At 48.9% G+C, this 19,817-nt stretch carries 14 protein-coding genes; 6 read left to right on the top strand and 8 right to left on the bottom strand.

Annotated features, from left to right (window positions below; all coding sequences use genetic code 11):
- Positions 1-18 precede the first annotated feature (18 nt).
- The gene (locus tag BMZ54_RS21745; protein WP_089917308.1) at positions 19-933 is read right to left on the bottom strand and encodes a sigma-70 family RNA polymerase sigma factor; all 915 of its coding nucleotides are present in this window, start codon (positions 931-933) and stop codon (positions 19-21) included.
- A 124-nt stretch (positions 934-1,057) separates the two neighbouring features.
- On the opposite strand from BMZ54_RS21745, the gene BMZ54_RS21750 reads away from it, so the two are divergent.
- Together BMZ54_RS21750 and BMZ54_RS21755 are read left to right on the top strand one after the other, a co-directional pair.
- On the top strand, positions 1,058-1,618 hold the full coding sequence (locus BMZ54_RS21750; protein ID WP_089917311.1) for a dihydrofolate reductase family protein: 561 nt from the start codon (positions 1,058-1,060) through the stop codon (positions 1,616-1,618).
- An 84-nt stretch (positions 1,619-1,702) separates the two neighbouring features.
- Entirely contained in the window at positions 1,703-2,317 is a 615-nt protein-coding gene (locus BMZ54_RS21755) for a dihydrofolate reductase family protein (protein ID WP_089917313.1), read from the top strand.
- Between the two features lie 118 nt (positions 2,318-2,435).
- Here the strand turns inward: BMZ54_RS21755 and BMZ54_RS21760 are convergent, their stop codons facing one another.
- From BMZ54_RS21760 to BMZ54_RS21775, 4 genes are all read right to left on the bottom strand, one after another.
- Positions 2,436-3,524 carry a sterol desaturase family protein gene (locus tag BMZ54_RS21760; protein WP_089917315.1) on the bottom strand — a complete coding sequence of 363 codons (1,089 nt, stop codon included), beginning with the start codon at positions 3,522-3,524 and terminating at the stop codon, positions 2,436-2,438.
- A 150-nt stretch (positions 3,525-3,674) separates the two neighbouring features.
- Positions 3,675-5,984, bottom strand: coding sequence for an arylsulfatase (locus BMZ54_RS21765; RefSeq protein ID WP_089917317.1), 2,310 nt, complete (start codon positions 5,982-5,984; stop codon positions 3,675-3,677).
- Positions 5,985-6,017: 33 nt separating this feature from the next.
- The gene (locus BMZ54_RS21770) at positions 6,018-7,493 is read right to left on the bottom strand and encodes a SusD/RagB family nutrient-binding outer membrane lipoprotein (protein WP_089917319.1); all 1,476 of its coding nucleotides are present in this window, start codon (positions 7,491-7,493) and stop codon (positions 6,018-6,020) included.
- A 9-nt stretch (positions 7,494-7,502) separates the two neighbouring features.
- The gene (locus BMZ54_RS21775; protein ID WP_089917322.1) at positions 7,503-10,718 is read right to left on the bottom strand and encodes a SusC/RagA family TonB-linked outer membrane protein; all 3,216 of its coding nucleotides are present in this window, start codon (positions 10,716-10,718) and stop codon (positions 7,503-7,505) included.
- Positions 10,719-11,304: 586 nt separating this feature from the next.
- Between BMZ54_RS21775 and BMZ54_RS21780 the strand changes: the two genes are divergently transcribed.
- Positions 11,305-13,665: a TonB-dependent receptor gene (locus BMZ54_RS21780; RefSeq protein ID WP_089917325.1), complete on the top strand. Its 2,361-nt coding sequence runs from the start codon at positions 11,305-11,307 to the stop codon at positions 13,663-13,665.
- A gap of 3 nt (positions 13,666-13,668) precedes the next feature.
- Positions 13,669-14,853, top strand: a complete 1,185-nt coding sequence (locus BMZ54_RS21785; protein ID WP_089917327.1) for a PepSY-associated TM helix domain-containing protein — start codon at positions 13,669-13,671, stop codon at positions 14,851-14,853.
- A gap of 171 nt (positions 14,854-15,024) precedes the next feature.
- Here BMZ54_RS21785 and BMZ54_RS21790 read toward each other — a convergent pair whose 3' ends face one another.
- Both BMZ54_RS21790 and BMZ54_RS21795 read right to left on the bottom strand, forming a co-directional pair.
- The gene (locus tag BMZ54_RS21790) at positions 15,025-15,687 is read right to left on the bottom strand and encodes a GDSL-type esterase/lipase family protein (RefSeq protein ID WP_089917329.1); all 663 of its coding nucleotides are present in this window, start codon (positions 15,685-15,687) and stop codon (positions 15,025-15,027) included.
- 26 nt (positions 15,688-15,713) lie between these two features.
- On the bottom strand, positions 15,714-16,862 hold the full coding sequence (locus BMZ54_RS21795) for a glycoside hydrolase family 5 protein (RefSeq protein ID WP_089917331.1): 1,149 nt from the start codon (positions 16,860-16,862) through the stop codon (positions 15,714-15,716).
- 158 nt (positions 16,863-17,020) lie between these two features.
- Between BMZ54_RS21795 and BMZ54_RS21800 the strand changes: the two genes are divergently transcribed.
- The gene (locus BMZ54_RS21800) at positions 17,021-17,764 is read left to right on the top strand and encodes an SDR family oxidoreductase (RefSeq protein WP_089917333.1); all 744 of its coding nucleotides are present in this window, start codon (positions 17,021-17,023) and stop codon (positions 17,762-17,764) included.
- A 228-nt stretch (positions 17,765-17,992) separates the two neighbouring features.
- On the opposite strand, the gene BMZ54_RS21805 is transcribed toward BMZ54_RS21800, so the two are convergent.
- A complete protein-coding gene (locus BMZ54_RS21805) occupies positions 17,993-18,850 on the bottom strand; it encodes a LysR family transcriptional regulator (protein WP_089917335.1) in 858 nt (285 codons plus the stop codon).
- A gap of 92 nt (positions 18,851-18,942) precedes the next feature.
- Here BMZ54_RS21805 and BMZ54_RS21810 point away from each other — a divergent pair, with 92 nt between their 5' ends.
- The gene (locus BMZ54_RS21810) at positions 18,943-19,812 is read left to right on the top strand and encodes an alpha/beta fold hydrolase (RefSeq protein WP_089917337.1); all 870 of its coding nucleotides are present in this window, start codon (positions 18,943-18,945) and stop codon (positions 19,810-19,812) included.
- Positions 19,813-19,817: the final 5 nt, after the last annotated feature.

A 19,817-nucleotide genomic window follows, 5' to 3' on the forward strand; every position in this document is an offset into this window, starting at 1 on the left:
ATACATAGGACAGCGCAGCTATTCATCCTGTGACAACCTTTTAAAACGTTTCAGCTTTTCCGGGTTGGTTTGTATGTAAATATTTTTGATCTGCTCTCCTTCCAGCTCAATGGATACGATGCTTACGGCCGATGTGCCTGAATAGGAAATAATAGAAGGCAGTCCATTGGCCAGGGTAATTTCCCGGCTAATCTCCGGCATATCGCGGTAATATACAGGCACTACGCCTTTCAGGAGCCTGATCACATTTTCCTTACCGTAAATGGGATTTAAAGGAGCGGTAAGCCGTTTGCGGTTAAGCGCAGTTACGGTACCGCCACCATCGGCAAACAGGGTAATATCTTCTTTCAGCAGCTGCACCAGCTCATCCACCCTGCCTTCTGAAGCGGCCAGCAAAAAGTTCTGCAGTATTTTTTCATGGGCTTTAATATCCACTTCAAAACGGCGGGTTTCCTTGCCCAGGTTATCTTTGGCGCGTTTCAGGATCTGCCGGCAGTTATCTTCTGATCTGTCAAAGATCTCTGCCAGCTCATAATAGTCGTAGGCAAATACTTCTTTCAGCAGGAAAATGGCCCTTTCCTGCGGGGTGAGCTTTTCCAGCAGCACCATCATCCCAATAGACAATGCATGGTACATTTCCACCTGCCGGTAAGCAGGGTGTGTGGCATACTGCTGCAGCGGCTCCGGCAGCCAGATACCAATATATTCCTCCCGCTTTAAACGGGCGCTGTGCAGGTAATTAATGCTTTTATTGGTGATCATTTTTACCAGGTAGGCTTTGCGGTGGCGCACATCCTCCACCGGCATTTCCATCCATTTCAGGAAAGTGTCCTGCACCAGGTCTTCTGCTGCATCCACATTACCCAGCATGTTATAGGCAATGGAAAACAGCAGGTTTTTGTATTCAAGAAAAGTTGCTGCCCTGTAGTCCATAATTTAATTACTGCATTGGTACAAAAGTAAGACAGGATAGCCAGCTGTTTTGTGACAGCTTGTTTGTTATTCCTGGCAAGAGTTTTTAACTTCCCCCTTCAACCTATATTAAAATACGTAAACCATGAGAAAGATCGTACTGGACTTAGCAGTTACCTTAGACGGTTTTATTGAAGGCCCCAACGGGGAAATTGACTGGTGTATAATGGATGGCGACATTATGGATGGGGAATCCGGTTTTGGCGCTTTCCTGAATAGTATTGACACCATTTTTTATGGCCGCGTAAGCTATGATATGTGGGGGCGGTTCCAGCCGGACAGTAATGCTTCAGCGGCAGAACAGCAGCTCTGGCAAACGGTGCACAGCAAAAAGAAGTATGTGTTCTCCCACCATCCGAAAGATGATGATAAAGCCACTTACATTCATGGGGACATTGCAGCGCAGGTAGCTGCCATCAAACAGCAGCCGGGTAAAGACATCTGGTTATACGGTGGTGGTAAACTTATTACTACGTTTATAGCACGGGGTTTGATAGATGTGTACCGGCTGGCAGTGCACCCTGTGCTGCTGGGCGAAGGCAAACCGCTTTTTTCCGGTTTTAAGAACCGGGTGGGGCTTAGTTTAATAAACACTACCGCTCATAACTCGGGTGTGGTTTTATTGGAATATGCAGCGGTAAAATAAGTGCGCTTCTACCCCCCTGATTAGTCGGTTTCTCCCCGCCTGCGTGGTATATGCAATCCGTAGTTTTGTAAAAACATAAAACATATGAGAAAGCTTATACTGAAAGTGTCTATGTCTGTTGATGGCTTTATGGCCGGGCCTAATGGGGAAATGGACTGGTTTTTTAAAAGCAGGAGTGAAGAGGGTGCCGCCTGGCTGGCGGACACGCTGTGGCAGGCGGGCCTCCATATTATGGGCAGCCGCACCTTTTATACTATGGCGTCCCACTGGCCTTTTGCCAAAGATGCTGTTGCTGAACCCATGAACGCTATTCCTAAAGTAGTGTTCACGAGCAAAGATAAACTTGACCTGCAAGCCAAGGGATTAAACGCACAGGCTTTGAAAGATGCTAACGCTTCACCGGATGCACACACCTGGGCAGAAGCGCAGATAGCCAACGGCGACCTGGCTGAAGAAATTAAAAAGCTGAAGCAACAACAGGGGAAAGACATACTGGCACAGGGCGGCGCCAGTTTTGTACAAAGCCTGGTAGCTACCGGTTTAATTGATGAATACCGCCTGGTAATACACCCGGTAGTGCTGGGTACCGGCCTGCCCGTATTTTCTAAATTGCCCAAGCCCTCGGATCTGCAGCTGGTAGAGCATATTGCATTTAAGGCAGGTACTGTGGTGCACGTTTACCGCGCCCTGGGTAATTAATAATTAAGAATGAATAATTAATATAGTAAACGTTGAATGCAGGGGTTCGCTGCATTCAACGTTTACATTTAGGGCTTTGTGCTTTATGCTTTATGCTTTGCACTTTATGCTTTGCGCTTTATGCTGTGTGAGCGGCAACAGCAGGTTGTGGCAGCTCTTTGGTGATGGCTTCCGGTTTTTCAATCACCTCATCTCCCACCATTGGGCCGTTGGCAGAGAGCTCACTGCCCTCTTTCCTGGATTTAAAAATGGGCCACAGGAACTGCGCATACCATTCCTCCTGCTTATAGTGTTTAATACCGTAGGATGCAGGATACTGGCGGGTTATAATGCCGGTACCGAAAATAATATCCCACAGGAAGAACATGTTCCCGAAGTTACCTTTATAGTTGCCTATGCCATCATCTGTTGTATCTGCATGATGCGCATGATGCGTGGCCGGTGTGGATATAAGCCGCTCCATAACCCAGGCAATGGGATTCAGCCATTTAATGGTATAGAAGGGCTTATCCCAACGGATGCTGGAATGTGCGCCGGTAGTGATCAGCGATTTAATACCGCCTACAAACAAAGCGGGATAGCCTAATCCCAGGTAGGTAAGCGTAGTGGTTAAATAGATCTGCGAAAAGAAGAACGTGTACAGCACATTCTGCCTGCTGGTCATGGCCATACCCATATAAGGCGCAGAGTGGTGCGTACGGTGAAAACGCCACAGCCAGGGCACCTGGTGGTGAATGCGGTGATACCAGTACTGCGTAAGATCATCTGCAATGGCTATGATCAGCAAACCCCAGCCAAAAGGGATCCAGGCAAAAGCATTGGCAGCGCCGGGCAGTAGCACGGGCAGGAACTTTAAGCCAAAGTAGGCAATTGCCGGGCGCAATATTATTTTAGGCACCGTGAAGCATACAATATCCAGTATGCGTTCGTTCCTGGTCCATTTGTTCTCATACAGGCCTACGGCAAATTCAATAATGCCCAGCACCAGCATAATGGCCGGCAGGCCCCAGCTGCGCAGGTTTTCAAAAACAACATCCAGGAAATGCGGTAAGCGGAACGGCAGCGTTCCATTTCCGTGGGTTTCCCAGGGCCGGGTGTTGGTCAGGTAAAAGGCGCTGAACATCAGCACTACCGGTAATGCATAAATGAATATGCTGATGGCAGCATCGCGCCAGATACTTTTTTGAATGTCTTGAGCTGTTTTCATAACAATTCAGTTTTACGCTTCAACAATTATTTAAAAAGGTTATATGCCAGCCAGATACCACCGGCTATAATCAGCAGTGGTAGCAGGAATATGAAAATGCCCACCGCTATTTTCTTTACCAACAAGGCAATGTCAGCCACATTCATAGTTCTATGGTTTTTGATGATCAACAATAATTTTATGTAACACCCCGGTGAAAGCAAACGGCGCCTTATACTGTGGCGCTACGGCAGAACCATTGTCCAGCCCCACATCCACGCCTTCATCATAGGGCATAATAGTGGCATCTGCTTTAGTGATCTTACGCTCTGCTACTTTCTCATCATTAATGTACAGCGCTTCTGTGCCGGCAGGATCTACCAGCTTTTTAGCAGGCGTATATTGCAGGGTATATTTCAGCACGGCCTTACCGGGTTTCAATGGTTGCGCTGCTTCCAGGTACACCAGCTTGCCATTGTTATTATGCGCGATCTTTAGCTTGTTACCCTGCACATAAAAACTAAAGCCGGTAAAACGCCCGCCTGCAGCCAGCAGAATGCCTTCTGTGCTGTTATCTTTTATCTCCACCTCTGCGCTTATGCTGAAGGAATGCTGGAACAGGGAGGGCGCTGCCCGGGCAGGCAGCTGGGTAACACCGGGATATAGGACAGACTGCTGCTGTGTATCAAAGGGGCCTTTGGTTAAGAGCGCCTGCAGGCGTGGGGTGGTATCGCCTAACAATGGATAAATATGATATTTTTCTGCCTGTGCTTCAAACAGGTCCTGCAGCTCTTTTAATTTTGCAGGGTTTGTTGCGGCCAGGTTATGCTGTTCATTTACATCGTTGGCTACGTTATACAGCTCCCATTTATCGGTGCTGAAGGAGGCGCCATTGCGGTGGTATACTTCCGCCTTCCAGCCATCCTGGTAAATGGCGCGGCTGCCGGAGATCTCGTAATACTGTGTGTGGTGGCGGGCAGGCGCCTGCGCATCCTCAAGCGTGTAAGCCAGGCTTATGCCTTCCAGGCTATCCTGTTTGTAACCATTAATGGTTTCCGGAACTTTTAAACCTGCGATTTCAATGGCTGTGGGCGTAATGCTGTTCACATGCGTGTACTGCGTGCGGATGCCGGGTTGTTTGATCTTCTTCGGGTAAAAAATGATCAGCGGGTTGCGGGTGCCGCCTTCGCTGTTGGCATCCTGCTTCAGGTAGCGGAAAGGCGTGTTGGCGGCCTGCGCCCAGCCGGCCGGGTAATTAGGACCGGTAAGGGAGGTACCGATATCATTATAGCGGCGTGCAATTTCACGGATGCGGTCTTCGTATTTTTCTTCAAACAAGCTTTGATCTATGTACTCATTAATGCCGTATACATGGCCCGTTAAGCCGCCTTCCTTGCTGGCGCCGTTGTCGCCTATCATTAATACGATCAGCGTATTATCCAGCTGGTGAATGTCTTTCAGGTAGTGGATCAGCCGCCCTATCTCATAATCTGTGTGCGACAGGAAACCTGCGTAGGCTTCAAAGAAACGGGCAAATACTTTCTTTTCTATGGGGGAAAGGGAATCCCATGGCTTTACTCCGCCATTGCTAACAGGAAGGGTTACACTATCCGGAATAATACCCAGCTTTTTTTGCCGTGCCAGCACCGCTTCCCGGTAATGGTCCCAACCTGCATCAAAACGGCCCTTGTACTTATCTATCCACTTCCGTTCCACCTGGTGGGGGCCGTGTGTGGCGCCCGGCGTCAGGTACAGGAAAAAGGGTTTATTGGGAGCTGCGGATTGCTGACCGGCAATATATTCAATGGCTTTATCTACCAATACAGTTGTGAGGTGCTGCCCGTGCAGGTCGGGTTCTACTTTTTGCGTGTTTTCCCAGAGCATGGGGGTGTACTGATCTGTTTCCCCGGCCATAAAGCCAAAGAAATGATCAAACCCACGGCCGGTAGGCCAGCGGTTGAAAGGCCCTGCAGGCGTAAGGTCCGGCGTGGGGGTTACGTGCCACTTGCCTACTGCAAAAGTGTTATAACCGTTTTCGCGGGCTATTTCTGCAATGGTGCCTTTTTCAAAAGGCATGTAACCATTATGTCCCGGCGCATCTATGGCTACATCTATTACCGTTGGCACATTTACGGAGTGATGATTGCGCCCGGTAAGCAGGCATGCACGGGTAGGCGAGCAAATGGCCGTGGTATGAAAGTTCGTATAGCGCAGGCCGTTATTGGCCAGGCTGTCGAAGACGGGGGTTTCCACTAAGCCGCCAAAAGCGCTGCTGGCGCCAAAACCTACATCATCCAGCAGGATGTATACAATGTTAGGCGCAGCAGCCGGCGCTACAGGATTAAATGCCGTATTACCCGAACGCGTTTCCGACAGGGTTTTACCCGCTACTCCCTTAAATGCGGGCTGGGGACTATACTGGGCCTGCGCCTGATAGCCAAGCACCAGGGCTAAAATGAATAATTGCGTTTTATAGCTCATGTTGTTAGTGTGTGCGTGTTTGAAAGCATAGCATTAACGATCCCACCAAAGGCGGGGTGTTTGATAACCGGAACCGGCCGGGGTATTCTTATTCAGCGACTGTTCATTTCCCGGGTACGGGATGCGGCGCGGGATCTGGCCCTGCGGGTTGGCGCTGCTGGTAGCATTGGCTGCCAATGGAATGGCCGGGTAGCCGGTGCGGCGGTAATCGCTCCATACTTCCGGCTGCAGGAACAGCGCAATGTATTTCTGCGTTATCAGCGTTTCCAGCTTAGCTTCAGGCGTACCGGTGAGCGTAGCCTTTGCCGTTACATAAGCAGCTTGTTTTTCCGGTGTAGCATATGCATCGCCGCCCTTCACTATTTTGGCAAAGGAGGCCTTTACAGCTGCATCCAGCGCAGTTTGCGCCAGCGGGTCAGCAGGGTCTAAGATCAGGCGGGCCTCTGCTTCTAAAAATTTAGCTTCCGTAAAGCTTATAAGTACTACCGGCGACGTAGCGCTGCCGTAATAGCTGCCTATCACAGAAAATGCGCCGGGCACGCCGGGTGCGCTGCCCCGGTATTTATTGCTGCCTGCCGGCGACTGGGTGGCAAAAGCGGCGCGGCGCGGATCTACAAATGTGCCCTCTTCTTTTGTGGGATCATCTGTTACGCTGTTGCCATTCAATAAATTCACGAAGGAAGCGCCCAATCCTATCCACCCGGGACGGTTAGTATTTTGCTGATAAAAAGGATTGGCATTGGTAGCGGCTGCACCAAATACCACCTGCGCATCAGCCGTATAATCTGCTATACCACGATACACACTGCCATTGTACAGGTTAGCCAATACCTGTTGTGCGGCTGTGGTGCGGTCCAGCTTACTGAGGTGAATGGCATAGCGGGCTTTCAGCGTCCAGGCAGTAGCGATCCATTTACTTACATCGCCTTTAAAGATCACATCATCATTAAAAGGTACCGCGCCCTTATTATCGGTGGATGGCTGTGAAAGCTCGCGTATGGCAGAATCCAGCTCCAGCTGCAGGGCAGGGTAAATATTTTCCTGCTTATCATATACCGGATTGGTGATCACATTACCGCCCAGTGATTCTGAAAAAGGAATATCCCCAAAGAGGTCTGTAAGCGTACCATAGGAGTAAGCCGACAGCACGCGGGCAATACCACTATAATAAGGCAGCTGTTTTTCTTTTGCGGTGGCTTTAATGATCTTCAGCTCATCCAGCACACCGGCATAAAAACCCTGCCAGGTGGAGTTGAAATAACTGGGGGAAGTAGTATAGTTATCAAAGGAAGCGGCATCACCATTGGCGCCGGCTACCTGCTGTATGTAGATGTTGGCAATCAGCCCAGCGTTTACGCCGGCGTTAAATCCCAGCGTAACTTCTGCGCCGCTAAGCACAGCGCTTACTGATACTTCAGAGGAGGCATTAGGATTTATGTTGGTATCCGTAAGATCGCAGGCTGATAACAGCAACAGCGAAAACAATATTGTGTATAAGCGCTTGTTCATACCTGAATTTTAAAAAGTAACGTTTAAGGCTACACCCAGGCTGTGGGTGTTAGGCGTGGTCCAGAAATCAATACCGGAAAAGTTGGACAGCCCGTTGCGGGTACCCAGGTCCGGATCACTACCGGTATAATTAGTAGAGAGTAAAAAGTTGCGCGCTGTTAAAGTCACGCTGGCGGCAGAGATCCCCGTGGGGTGCAATAAACTTTCCGGCAGGTTGTAGGTGAGGTTCACATCTTTCAGCTTCACCCAGTACAGGTCATGCTCCACATACAAACCCTGTATGCTGAAGGTGCGGCGGTACCATGCCTGCGACAGCTCTACCGGTATGGTGTTAGGCGCGCCTTTGCTGTTCACGCCTTCAAACACTGTGGTTTGCCCGCGGTTGGCGGTGGAAGCATCTACCCCATTGAATACCATCTGCAAACGGGGCGCATTAAAGATATCGAACCCGAAACGCCCATCCAGCAGGAAAGAGAAAGTAAAAGCGCCTGCTTTAAATTCATTCTTAAGCCCGAGGCTAAAATTTGGATTCGGGTCACCGATCTTCGTGAACGTAGTATTCACTAAGGGATAACCGTAGTTAGCGCTGCTCGGATTATCATCAATGACCAATTTACCGGCTGCATCCTTTGTTACATCTATCCCGTAGAATACGCCATAGGGCTGGCCTGCCTGCCCGCGGGCTTCCATCCAGATACCGCCTAAGCTAACATTGGAGATACTGCTGTTAATATATTTTACCAGGCTAATGTTCTTGGTGAACAACACAGTGGCATTCCACGAAAAATCCTTTCCCTTCAGGATGTTCTGCTGCAAAGAGGCTTCAATACCGCGGTTAACAATATTACCTGCATTGGCCAGTGTGCTGGCTGCACCGGTGGAGTAAGGCAGGGAAACGGGTATGATCTGATCTTTACTGCTGTTATAATAATACACGGCATCCAGGATGGTGCGGTCGTTAAAGAAGTGCAGCTCTGCGCCGGCTTCCCAGGTGCTGATGCGTTCCGGCTTCAGCTCACTGTTACCAATGGCGCTGCTATAGCTTAAGCCCTGCTGCCCGTTAAAGGGAAAACTGAGGCTGCTCTGGATCCAGCCACCGGTGGTAGTGGGTATGTAATAGGTAAGCAATGAATAAGGGTCCGCATCATTACCTACCTGCGCATAGGTGAAGCGTACCTTACCAAAGTTGAGCAGCTTGCTGTTCAGCTTTAACGCATCTGTAAATACCAGGCTGGAACCTATGGAGGGATAGAAGAAAGCATTTTTCCCCTTCGCCAGCGTGGAGGTCCATTCATTACGGCCGGTAAGCTCCAGGTATAACCAGCGCTTGTATTCCAGCTTTACATCTGCATAACCGGCCACCAGCTTTTTGCGGATGGTTTGGTCAATGGTTTGTACAGAAGATGCATTGGCGATATTGAAGTTACCGGGAATGGTTAGCCCATCGCCCCGGGTATTGAGCTGATTTTTCCAGGAGCTGTAATAGTTATAGCCGGCTACTGCTGTAAGGCTAACGTCGTTGGTTAAACGATGCTGTGAGGTCAGCAGCAGATCCAGGTTATTATCTTTCCTCCGAAAGTTCACATCATTAATAGTACCGGTGCCAATACCGGAAGTGCCGTTGCTGAATGCGCCTTTACGTACATCGGTGTAGTTGTCTATACCATAACGGGCAGTTGCTTTCAGCCAGCCGGTTACATCATAGGTAGCTTCGGCAAAAGTAATGTAGCGGTTCAGCTGATCGGTTTGCGGGTTCATGTTCAGCGACCAGTAGGGATTATCCCAGCCAATACCATTGGCATAGGAACGGCTGTCGCCCCAGGGCTTGGCCACGGTGGGCGCCAGCTTGTAGGATTCCGGATGTTTCCAGGCATCCTCATACCCATTGGTAATATCAAAATTGGCCGGTGAGTTCATGAGCGCCCGCACTACGTTTGTATTAAAGCCACCCATTAATGCGCGGTTATGCGCGCCATCCTGTATATAGTTAACACCGCCGGAAATTTTCAGCTTATCATTTACATTATAATCACCATTAAAGCGGAAGGTATGGCGGTAAAAGTCTGTAGTGGGAATAATACCGGTTTGTTTCAGGTTGCCATAAGAGAAATAGTAACCTGCGTTACCGGTATTGCCATACAGGCTGATGTTATGATCATTGGTTAAGCCGGTCACATAAAAGTTATCGATATTATCGTAACGGTTTACAGGAATGCCGTTGGAGAGCGGATCACTTTTACCTACTATCACGCCGTTCCTGTCAAAGTTGCTGGGCTGATTGCTGTAGGTTAAGGTATCCAGCGAAGCGCCCCAATTCTCATCGGCCCCTGTAAAGCCCGGCCGTATGTACTTTCCGCCTAAACCGTTTGAGAAAATATTCTGCCGCGGCTGCATCCTGCGGTTAATTTTATCAACGGTAAATGATCCGCTGTAACTAACGGATACCGGTTTTTCTGTTAAGCTGCTGCCTCTTTTGGTAGTAATGATCACGGCGCCATTGGCAGCACGTATACCATATAAGGCCGCAGCAGCCGGTCCTTTCAGCACGGTAATGCTGGCAATATCCGCACTGTTGATATCAATGGCCCGGTTGGAAGGGGTGGCCAGTGAAACGTTATTACTGATGGGTGAAATATCCTGTATGGAATTATCTACCGGGATACCGTCTAAAATAAATAGGGGTGCATTGTTACCCAGCAGGGAGCTGTTGCCCCTTATTTTTATAGTAGAGGAACCACCGGGAGATCCGCCGCTGTTGCTGATCTGCACACCGGCTACTTTTCCGCTAAGCGCCGCTACCAGGTTAGGTTCGCGGGCAGCGGTAATTTCTTTTCCCTTCACCTCTCCCACACTGTAACCCAGGGAACGGGTAGTGCTTTTAATACCTACCGCTGTTACCACTACTTCGGAAAGGGCCTGCTGCGGCTGCAGGGATATTACAGACTCCCCGTTCCCGGTGATCTTTAATTCCTGCACCTGGTAACCCACATACGATACGGTAATAGTTTGCGGCAAAGGCCTGGTAGCGCTCAATGCAAAATTACCCTCCGCATCTGTTAAGGTGCCGGTTTTAATATCTGTAATGCGTACGGAGGCACCTGGCAATGGCTCCCTGGAAGTGGCGTCCACCACTTTTCCCTTAACGATCGTTTGTGCGTGGCTGTATAATGAAACAAGTAATAACAGTGGGATCAGGACATAGGAATGCCCCTTTACAGTTGCCATATAATTATGCTTTAGTTGATATGAATGGTTGTGTGTTTATTTGCTCATGACCAGGCATAGCTCTCCCCCATCCTCCCGGACAAAAAACCATTTGGTACAAATGAGCGCTGGTGGCTGCTATCAGCTACAGGAACAACAGCACGGCTGTGCAGTAAAGTGCAGGAATTTTACATGGACCACCATAGGGTACGGCTGTGCGCATACCGGCAGGCATAGTTGCCTTTTCATTGTTAGCTGGTTTTAATTAAATTATTGCTAAGTGCAGTGCTGTTGGTGGGGCAGCGCATGCAGGGTTCAGTAGTTGGTGGTGGTAAATTTTATTAGTCTACTGATTATGTAGACAAATATACAAACAGTTTCAGGAATGTCAAGTACAGAGCTAATAAATTATTTATTTCAGGCCAAATTGCCTTAAAATAGTAATACCCTGCCGCGGCGGTATGGCATTGGATCATTTTGGAGGGGTCTGGCAGCCGGCCCTTTTGTGAAGTGTTACAGATTTTCCCAATTAGATAAGTTATTCTCCCGATTGCGTAAACGCTCCTTGCGTTCATTCCTGATTTTTGCGGTGCTAATCAATTAAGTCATGTTCAGCTATTCCCCTATCCGCATATCATTTCTTTTAATCACGCTGTTTATCACTGTTTTATATACACCGCTGTTTGCGCGGGAAGACATTGAAAAGAATGGTAACATTCACGGAGCCGTTACTACCAGTGACGGTACGGCCGCTGCATTTGTAACCGTTCAGATCAAATCATTATCCAAAGGCACGCTCACCAATGAGGAAGGCCATTTTTCGTTTAGCCGTTTAAAACCCGGCAGCTATACCCTGTCTGTTTCGCTAACCGGTTACGAAACTATTGAGCAAACCGTGGAGGTAAAAGAAGGAAAAACGGCTAAGCTATCTATCCGGTTAACTGTTTCCCGCAGCCAGCTGCAGGAAGTGGTGGTTAGCAGCGCACGCGGAAGGCTGGTAAATAAAAATACCGACTACGTGGCCCGCATGCCCATCTCTAACCTGGAAAACCCGCAGGTGTATTCTGTAGTAAATAAAGAGCTGCTGAAAGAGCAGGTGGTAGTGGACGCTAAAGAAGCCCTGCGCAATGCAGTGGGCGCTGCGCCGGTTACTTATCCCGCCGGGGGGCTGGCCATTAGCTCCCGTGGTTTTGTTACCAGCGTAAATGCGCGCAATGGCATGGAAACTGCTTCCAGCCGCTCCTCTATTGACCTGGGCAACGTAGAACGCCTGGAAGTGATCAAAGGTCCTTCCGGTACCTTGTTTGGTTCTACTATCTCCTCCTTTGGAGGGCTGGTGAACCTGGTAACAAAAAAACCTTTTGACACCTTTAAAGGCGAAGCCGCTTACACCTTCGGCAGCTTTGGCTTACAGCGTGTTACTGCTGATATTAATACGCCCGTGAACCAGGACAAAACAGTGCTGTTCCGCCTGAACACGGCAGTGAACCGGCAGAACAGCTTCCTGAATTACGGGCATAACAATGCTTACCTGGTAGCGCCCAGCCTATCATACAAAGTAAATGACCGGCTTACACTGCTGGCCGACCTGGAATACCTATACACCGATCAAAGCCGGGTAATGTACACCCGCACTGCCGCTAACTCCGGCATAACGAACCCGGCAGATATTAAGCTGCCTTATGACCAGACACTTTATCTGGACGACGCCAATGCCCGTGCTTTTGCCAACAAGCTTTTTCTGCAGGGACAATACAGAATCTCAGATAACTGGAGCACCACCACCCTGTTCTCCTATGTTAGTGAAAATGCTATTCAAAGCTACCAGTACTACCCCACCTGGCTTACGGATACTACCGTAGCCAGGAATGTGCTGAACTACGGGCCTATCCATAATGACTACACGAATTTTCAGCAGAATGTGAACGGCACCTTCCACACCGGCCGGCTGCGCCACCGTTTGCTGGCAGGTGTGAACTACCGTTATTTCCACGGCACGTTTAACTATACTGGCAGCCGGAACAACCGTTTTATAGACACCATCAATATCCGTAGATCCTTTACTGCACTCAGCAAAGCCCAGATAGACCAGTTTATGCTGAACTATGGCAGTATGCAGCCCTCTGCAGTTTCTGACCAGCAAACCCTGAGCGCCTATGCCAGTGATGTAGTGAATATCACCGACCGGCTAATAGCCATGCTGAGCTTACGGGCAGACCGCTTTAATTATAAAGGTGTAAAAGGTACTGACGCCTATAAGCAAACTTCCCTGGCGCCCAAACTGGGACTGGTATACGAAGTGATAAAAGACCAGGTATCTGTATTTGGTAACTATATGAGCGGTTTCCAGAACATGGCGCCCGTGAACCAGCCCGATGGCAGCCAGCTGGCGCTGGATCCCGTTTTTGCCAATCAATGGGAAGGCGGCGTAAAGATGGAAGCCTTTTCTAAAAAACTGAACCTGACAGCCAGCTATTATAACATTACCATAGATAACGCCACCCGTACCGATGCAAACCTGTTCACTATACAGGATGGTAAACAAGTGAGCAAAGGCATGGAAGTGGAATTAATAGCCAGCCCCGTAACAGGCCTGAGCATTATAGCCGGTTATGCGTACAATGACAACAAGATTATACGGGCCTCGGATAAGAACATTGAAGGCAATAAAGCCGCTGCGGCGCCGGCTAACGTGGTGAATGTATGGATCAGCTACCGCCTGCCCGGCGTGCTGAAGAACCTGGGAGTTGCGGCCGGCGGCAACTACGTGGATAAAGTTTACCTGGCTACGGACAACAAATATTTCATGCCTTCCTATACCATCGTGAACGGATCACTGTTCTATGATACGGACCAGTGGCGCTTTGACCTTAAGCTGAATAATATAGGCAGCCGTAAGAACTGGGACCTGTACGGCGCACCACAGGCGTTAAGAAATTTTGCAGGAAGTGTAACCTTTAAATTCTGATGTATGACCTTTAAGAAGATATCCGGCTGGCTGCACCTGTGGCTGGGCCTTATTGCAGGACTGATAGTGATGACCATTGCGCTTACCGGCGCCATTTATACCTTTCAGCCGGAGCTGACAAAGGCAACACAACCTTACCTTTCAGTAAAAGCGGAGAACAGGCCTTTTTTGCCTGCCTCCGCTTTTAAAGCTATTGCGGAAAAACAGCTGCCCGGTAAAAAGCCCATCCGCATTATGCTGCGCGGCAAAGACGAATCAGTGAACGTGATGTTCTTTGAGCGGAAAAAGAACCCCTACTATTACAATGTGTACATAAACCCTTACAGCGGCAAGGTGCTGGCTGTAAAGGATATGTATAAGGATTTCTTTTACGTAACGCTGCTGGGACACCTGTACCTATGGCTGCCCCAGCCCATTGGCCATATAGTGAATATTTACGGCACCCTCACTTTCCTGGTAATTATCATTAGCGGTATTGTGCTGTGGTGGCCGCGGAACAAAGCGCGGCGCAAAACCAGCTTTAAGGTAAAATGGGATGCCTCGCCCAAACGGCTCAACTACGACCTTCATAACGTGCTGGGCTTTTATGCCAGCTGGATCATTTTGTTTGCCGTGCTTACAGGCCTTGTATGGGGATTTGAGTGGGCGGCTAAAGCGGAATATTCATTATTGAGCGGCGGCAAAAGCAAGCCGGTACTGCCAAAGATGAAGGTGCTGCCAGTGGCCCAGCCGGTAAAAGACCCTTTGGATAAGATCACTGCCATTGTACAGGCACAAAACCCCAATGCCAAACGTGTGATGCTGATGCTGCCTGCCACAGATTCTGCTGCCGTTGGCGTGCGCATTTATAATGATGAACAATTGAACTATACTACTGACCTGGCCTATTTTAATCCCTATACCCTGGAAGAGATCAAGGTGCCGCACTGGGGCAAATATTCCGAAGCTACCATAGCAGATAAGGCCGTACGAATGAACTACGATATTCACGTGGGCGCCATTGCCGGATGGCCGGGCAGGATATTAATGTTCCTCGCTTCGCTGATCACGGCTTCTTTACCGGTAACCGGGTTTTACATTTGGTGGGGCAAAAAGAAGAAGGATAAAAAGAAGAACAAGGGCGCACCAAAGAAAACAGGCAGCGTGCAGGTGGCTTACGCTACGCCTAATGTAACTGCCAAGGCATAAAGATCAAAGCAACTACTAAATAAGGGCTGACCACTACTTTTGGTCAGCCCTTATTTATTTGGATACCTTTCAGCTTAAGCGATCCTTAAAGCTTTGTGGCCGTTCAGTTTTGCAAACACAATCTCCCGGACCAGATGCATTGCGTATAGGCAGCACCGGGGCTGGCAGGCTTTATTTTAACAGGTGAGGCTCCACCAGCTCCTTCCAGATCTGGTAACCTTTTGCATTCATGTGCAGCATGTCCGATACAAAGAGCTCGGGACGTGTTTTTCCATCAGCCGTTAGCATGGCATGGAACACATCTATGAAAACGGTTTGCTTTTCCTTGCTCAGGAAATCCTTAATGAGCGCATTGGCTTCAATGGCCTTTTGCTGGAATTTTTCCCTGGAAGGGCTGGGTTTCATGGAAATATAAACGATGGGTACATCCGGCAGCTTATTCCGGATCAGGTGAAACAGGCGTTCTGTTCTTTGCAGCACAGAATCGGCCGTGCTGGCTTCATCCGGCAGGTCGTTCTCTCCTACATATAATACGATCTGGCGCGGATGGTATGGAAAAACAATATCGTTCAGATAAAAAGTAATGTCATTTACAATGGCTCCGCCAATGCCGCGGTTCAGCACCACATAACTGGCAAAGGTACGTTCCAGGTCGTCCCACTTGCGGATAGAAGAGCTGCCGGTGAACAGGATGGGATGGGCCGGCGGATTGTACATTTTATCAAATTGTTTGATGGTTTGTACATCGTCCCAGAACCGGGGCTTATCCTGTGCCTGTAATACCATAACAGATGCAGCGAACAACAGGGCGCAAAGCAAAATAACTTTCTTCATACGATAGATCTCTTCTGATTAATGACTCAATGTTTACGGAGCAGCTCCAGGAACTGTTTGTCCAACTGGTGACCATACCAGTCTTCATACTGTACATCGGTACGTTTGGAATCCAGCACTCCAAAATCGCCAATAAAATTCCAAACAGCAAATCCAATTTGATGAGTGGATAAAATATCCAGCACATCGCCAAACCAGGCCATGAAAACAGGATGCGGTGTTTTGTTCCAGCAGCCGCATTCCCCGCAATGTACGCCGGCGCCTTTTGCGGCCAGCTCTATCCAGGGTTTGTAGTAGTTTTCCAGCATGCCGCGGCTCAGGTATTTATCGCCTACCTGCCCTGGCCACAGTGGTGCAGGGGCATGTTCCGGGTCTTTGTTAGCCCAGGGCGCTTTGTAGTGCGAGATGGCGCCCGGGAAGTACCCGCGGCAGCTTTGCGCAATATCCAGGTCTATGATCTCCGGGATAACGTTATTGCCTACACTATTGCCGTCGGCAATCACCAGGTGGTTGGGATTTTCTTTACGGATGGCGGTTGCCGCGGCCTGCGCCACTTTGCGGTACACATTACCGGGAACGGCTTTGGAGGGTGAATGCTGATCGTTCATATCTTCCCGCATGCTGGGCTCATTTACCAGGTCGAAACTGATCTTTTTGCTGGATATGCCTTTATACCGTTTAGCCCACATGTTCCAGTGAAAGCAGAAAGCATCCTGCGCTGCCTGGTCTGTCCATAAATTATACGGCTCATGGAATCCTGCGTTAATACAATACCCAGGAGCGCGGTGCAGGTTCAGGCTTACGTGCATATTATATTTATGGGCCAGGGTAACCAGCTGATCGATCTTTTCAACTGCCTGCTCATCTATTTTATACACCTCTTCGGGCGTAATGTTGCGGCTGCGATCAATATTTAAATAGCTGGGATAAGCAATGGGAATGCGCACGAAATCAAAACCCCAGTCGCGCATCCAGCGGAAATGATCTTCGGTAGTAGGCTTATTCGTACCTGCAGGCTGGGGCGAGAAAAAATCCAGCAGGTTAAACCCTTTCCATTTAGGCAGCTTGTTAGCCTTAATAACAGATGGCTGTAAGGCAGCCATGGCAGCGGTACCGGCCAGACTGATACCGGCAGTTAACAGGCCGGTGTTTTTGAGGAAAGAACGACGTTCCATAACGTGAATATTTAACGTGAAATAATTAGCAACCGGGTGAGCTGATGAAAATAGGCAATTTCAGCCGTTAGTCAAAATACCTCCCGGATGCTTTTTACCATTTGGTAAATGAAAGCAATTCTTAGCGGCAGACCTTTGTGGTATAAAACACAAGCATCATGGAAAATCAAAGTAAACAAGGATCAGCACTGGCAGGCAAACGGGTTATTTTATTAGGCGGCAGCTCCGGTTTTGGACTGGCTACTGCCAAAGCCGCAGCAGCTGAAGGCGCGAAAGTAGTGATCGTATCCAGCAATCAGCAACGGGTGGATCAGGCCCTGCAACAATTACCTGCAGGCAGTGAAGGATATGCCATAGACCTGAGCAAAGAGGCCAACATTAAAGACTTTTTTGAAAAGGCCGGCGCCTTTGATCATTTGGTATACACAGCAGCAGAAAATATTAGCCTGAACAACCTGAGTGAAACCGTAATAGATAATGCACGCCAGTTCTTTGGTTTGCGCTACTGGAGCGCATTGGCGGCCGTTAAATATGGTGCGCCGCATATTAACCCCGGTGGATCTATTTGTTTAACCGGTGGTATCGCCGGTTTACGTCCGGGTAAAGGATGGACCATCGCTGCCAGTATTTGCGGCGCCATGGAAGGCTTAACACGTGCGCTGGCGGTGGAGCTGGCGCCTATACGGGTAAACAGCGTAGTGCCAGGTGTGGTGAGAACCAATCTTTGGAACAGCCTGCCGGAAGCAGACCGGGAAGGGTTGTATAAAAATGTGGGCGATGCTTTGCTGGTAAAACGGGTAGGTGAAGCGGAAGAAATTGCGCTGGCATTTTTATACCTGATGAAACAGCAATTTGGTACCGGACAGAATATGGTGATTGACGGCGGGGCGTCACTGATATGATACGGCTGCCCGGGGCGGGTGCTCCGGGCAGTTTTACTGTATCACAGGTGTACTACATAAAGGCTCATGATCTGTGGTAGCATTTGAGGAAGTCATTAAAGCACTTCTTCTATTTACAAATGCATCTTTATAATGATTGTTATGGTTCCCTGTAATATCTCAGGAAGACTCATTATTGTACTCTTCCATTTACAAATGTATTTTGGTCATGATCCAAACTGCGGGCCACTATGCATACATTTCAATAAACGCCTTCATGGCCCTTGATTGCGGCAGATCTTTCCGGTAAACAAGCACCGTGGTTAAGGTACCCAGCTCTTTATTGATCTCATGGACCTTTATTTTGCGTTTAGCATAATGCTGCAGCAGCAGGTCCTCCGGTACAATGGTCATGCCCATACCGCCTTCCACAAAACTGATGATACCTTCCCAGCTATTCATTACCGTGCGTCTATAGCTTACCACGCCTTTAGCATTCAGCCATGATTCCAGCCGGGCGCGGAAGCTGCAGCCCTGGTCGAACACGATGATCTTTACCGGCTGTTTTTTCAGGTAATCTTTGAGGCTGGTATGTTCGCTGGCGGTAATGATCACCAGCTTATCTTTTTTGATCACCTTCTCCTGCAGCTCCGGCGAGGCAATGGGCGCCGCTACGAAAGCCAGATCCAGCTTATAGTTGAGCACATCGTTTGTTAACACACCGGTAAAGGCGCTTTTAACTTCAATCTCTACATCCGGGTAATGATCCGTAAAGCGGTTAATAACACCCGGCAGCTTCATGGACAGGGAAGTTTCCATTGTACCAATGCGGATAATACCGCTGACCTGCGAGGTTTCAGACAGCTCTCTTTTAGCTTCTTCAATGGTTTGGCCGATATGCCGGCAGTATTTGATCAGTGTTTCTCCTGCTGTTGTCAGCTCTACCCGGCGGGAGGTACGCGTGAAAAGGGTTACCTTAAATTCATCTTCCAGGCTTTTAATACGTGCGGTAACGTTAGATTGCACGGTGTGCATGGTTTCTGCCGCTTTGGTAAAACTACCTAAGGCAGCTACTGCCTCAAAGGTTTGCAGGTCATGTAAATTCATCTCTTTTACAGATAGTTTATATCAAAACTAATCATTTTTACTGATTAAATGGCTAGTGTACATTTGTAGGATCAACAAAAGACATGCTTACCATGACAAATACGACTGTATTTCACCGCACTGCCAAAGCCAATGGTTTAAACATATTTTACCGGGAAGCCGGACCTGCGGATGCCCCTACTGTACTGCTGTTGCACGGGTACCCTACCTCCTCTTTCATGTTCCGCAACCTGATCCCCATTTTAAGTGAGCAGTACCATGTTATTGCACCTGACCTGCCCGGGTATGGTTTTTCTGATGCGCCACCGCACGACCAGTTTGCCTATACGTTTGACAACCTGGCCAACACCATGCAGGCGTTCATTGATGGCCTGGGCGTGAAACGTTTTGCCATTTATGTGTTTGATTATGGCGCCCCTACCGGTTACCGGCTGGCACTGGCTAACAAGGAGAAGATCACCGGTATTATTTCCCAGAATGGGAATGCATACGAAGCCGGCTTAAGTAAAGAATGGAATCCACTGCAAACTTATTGGAAAGACCCATCTGAGGCTAACCGTAATGCGCTGCGCGGATTTGTAGCCAATGAAATGACGCGCTTCCAATATGAGCATGGGGTAACAGATCTATCATTAATTGCCCCTGAAACCTATACGCTGGACCAGCATTTCCTGGACCGCCCGGGCAACGTAGAAATTCAGCTGGACCTGATGCTGGACTATCGCAGCAATGTAGCGCTGTACCCGAAATTCCAGGAATACTTCCGTAACAGCCAGCCGCCGATATTAGCTGCCTGGGGAAATAAAGATCCGTTCTTTTTACCAGCTGGTGCAGAAGGATATAAAAAGGATAACCCGAAAGCGATCGTTAAGTTTTATGATACCGGGCACTTTGCACTGGAAACGCATTACCGGGAGATTGGGCAGGATGTGCTGGAATTTTTGAAGGGGTTAGCGGCGTAGGGGGT

Source organism: Chitinophaga rupis, assembly GCF_900109685.1.
GTDB lineage: Bacteria > Bacteroidota > Bacteroidia > Chitinophagales > Chitinophagaceae > Chitinophaga > Chitinophaga rupis.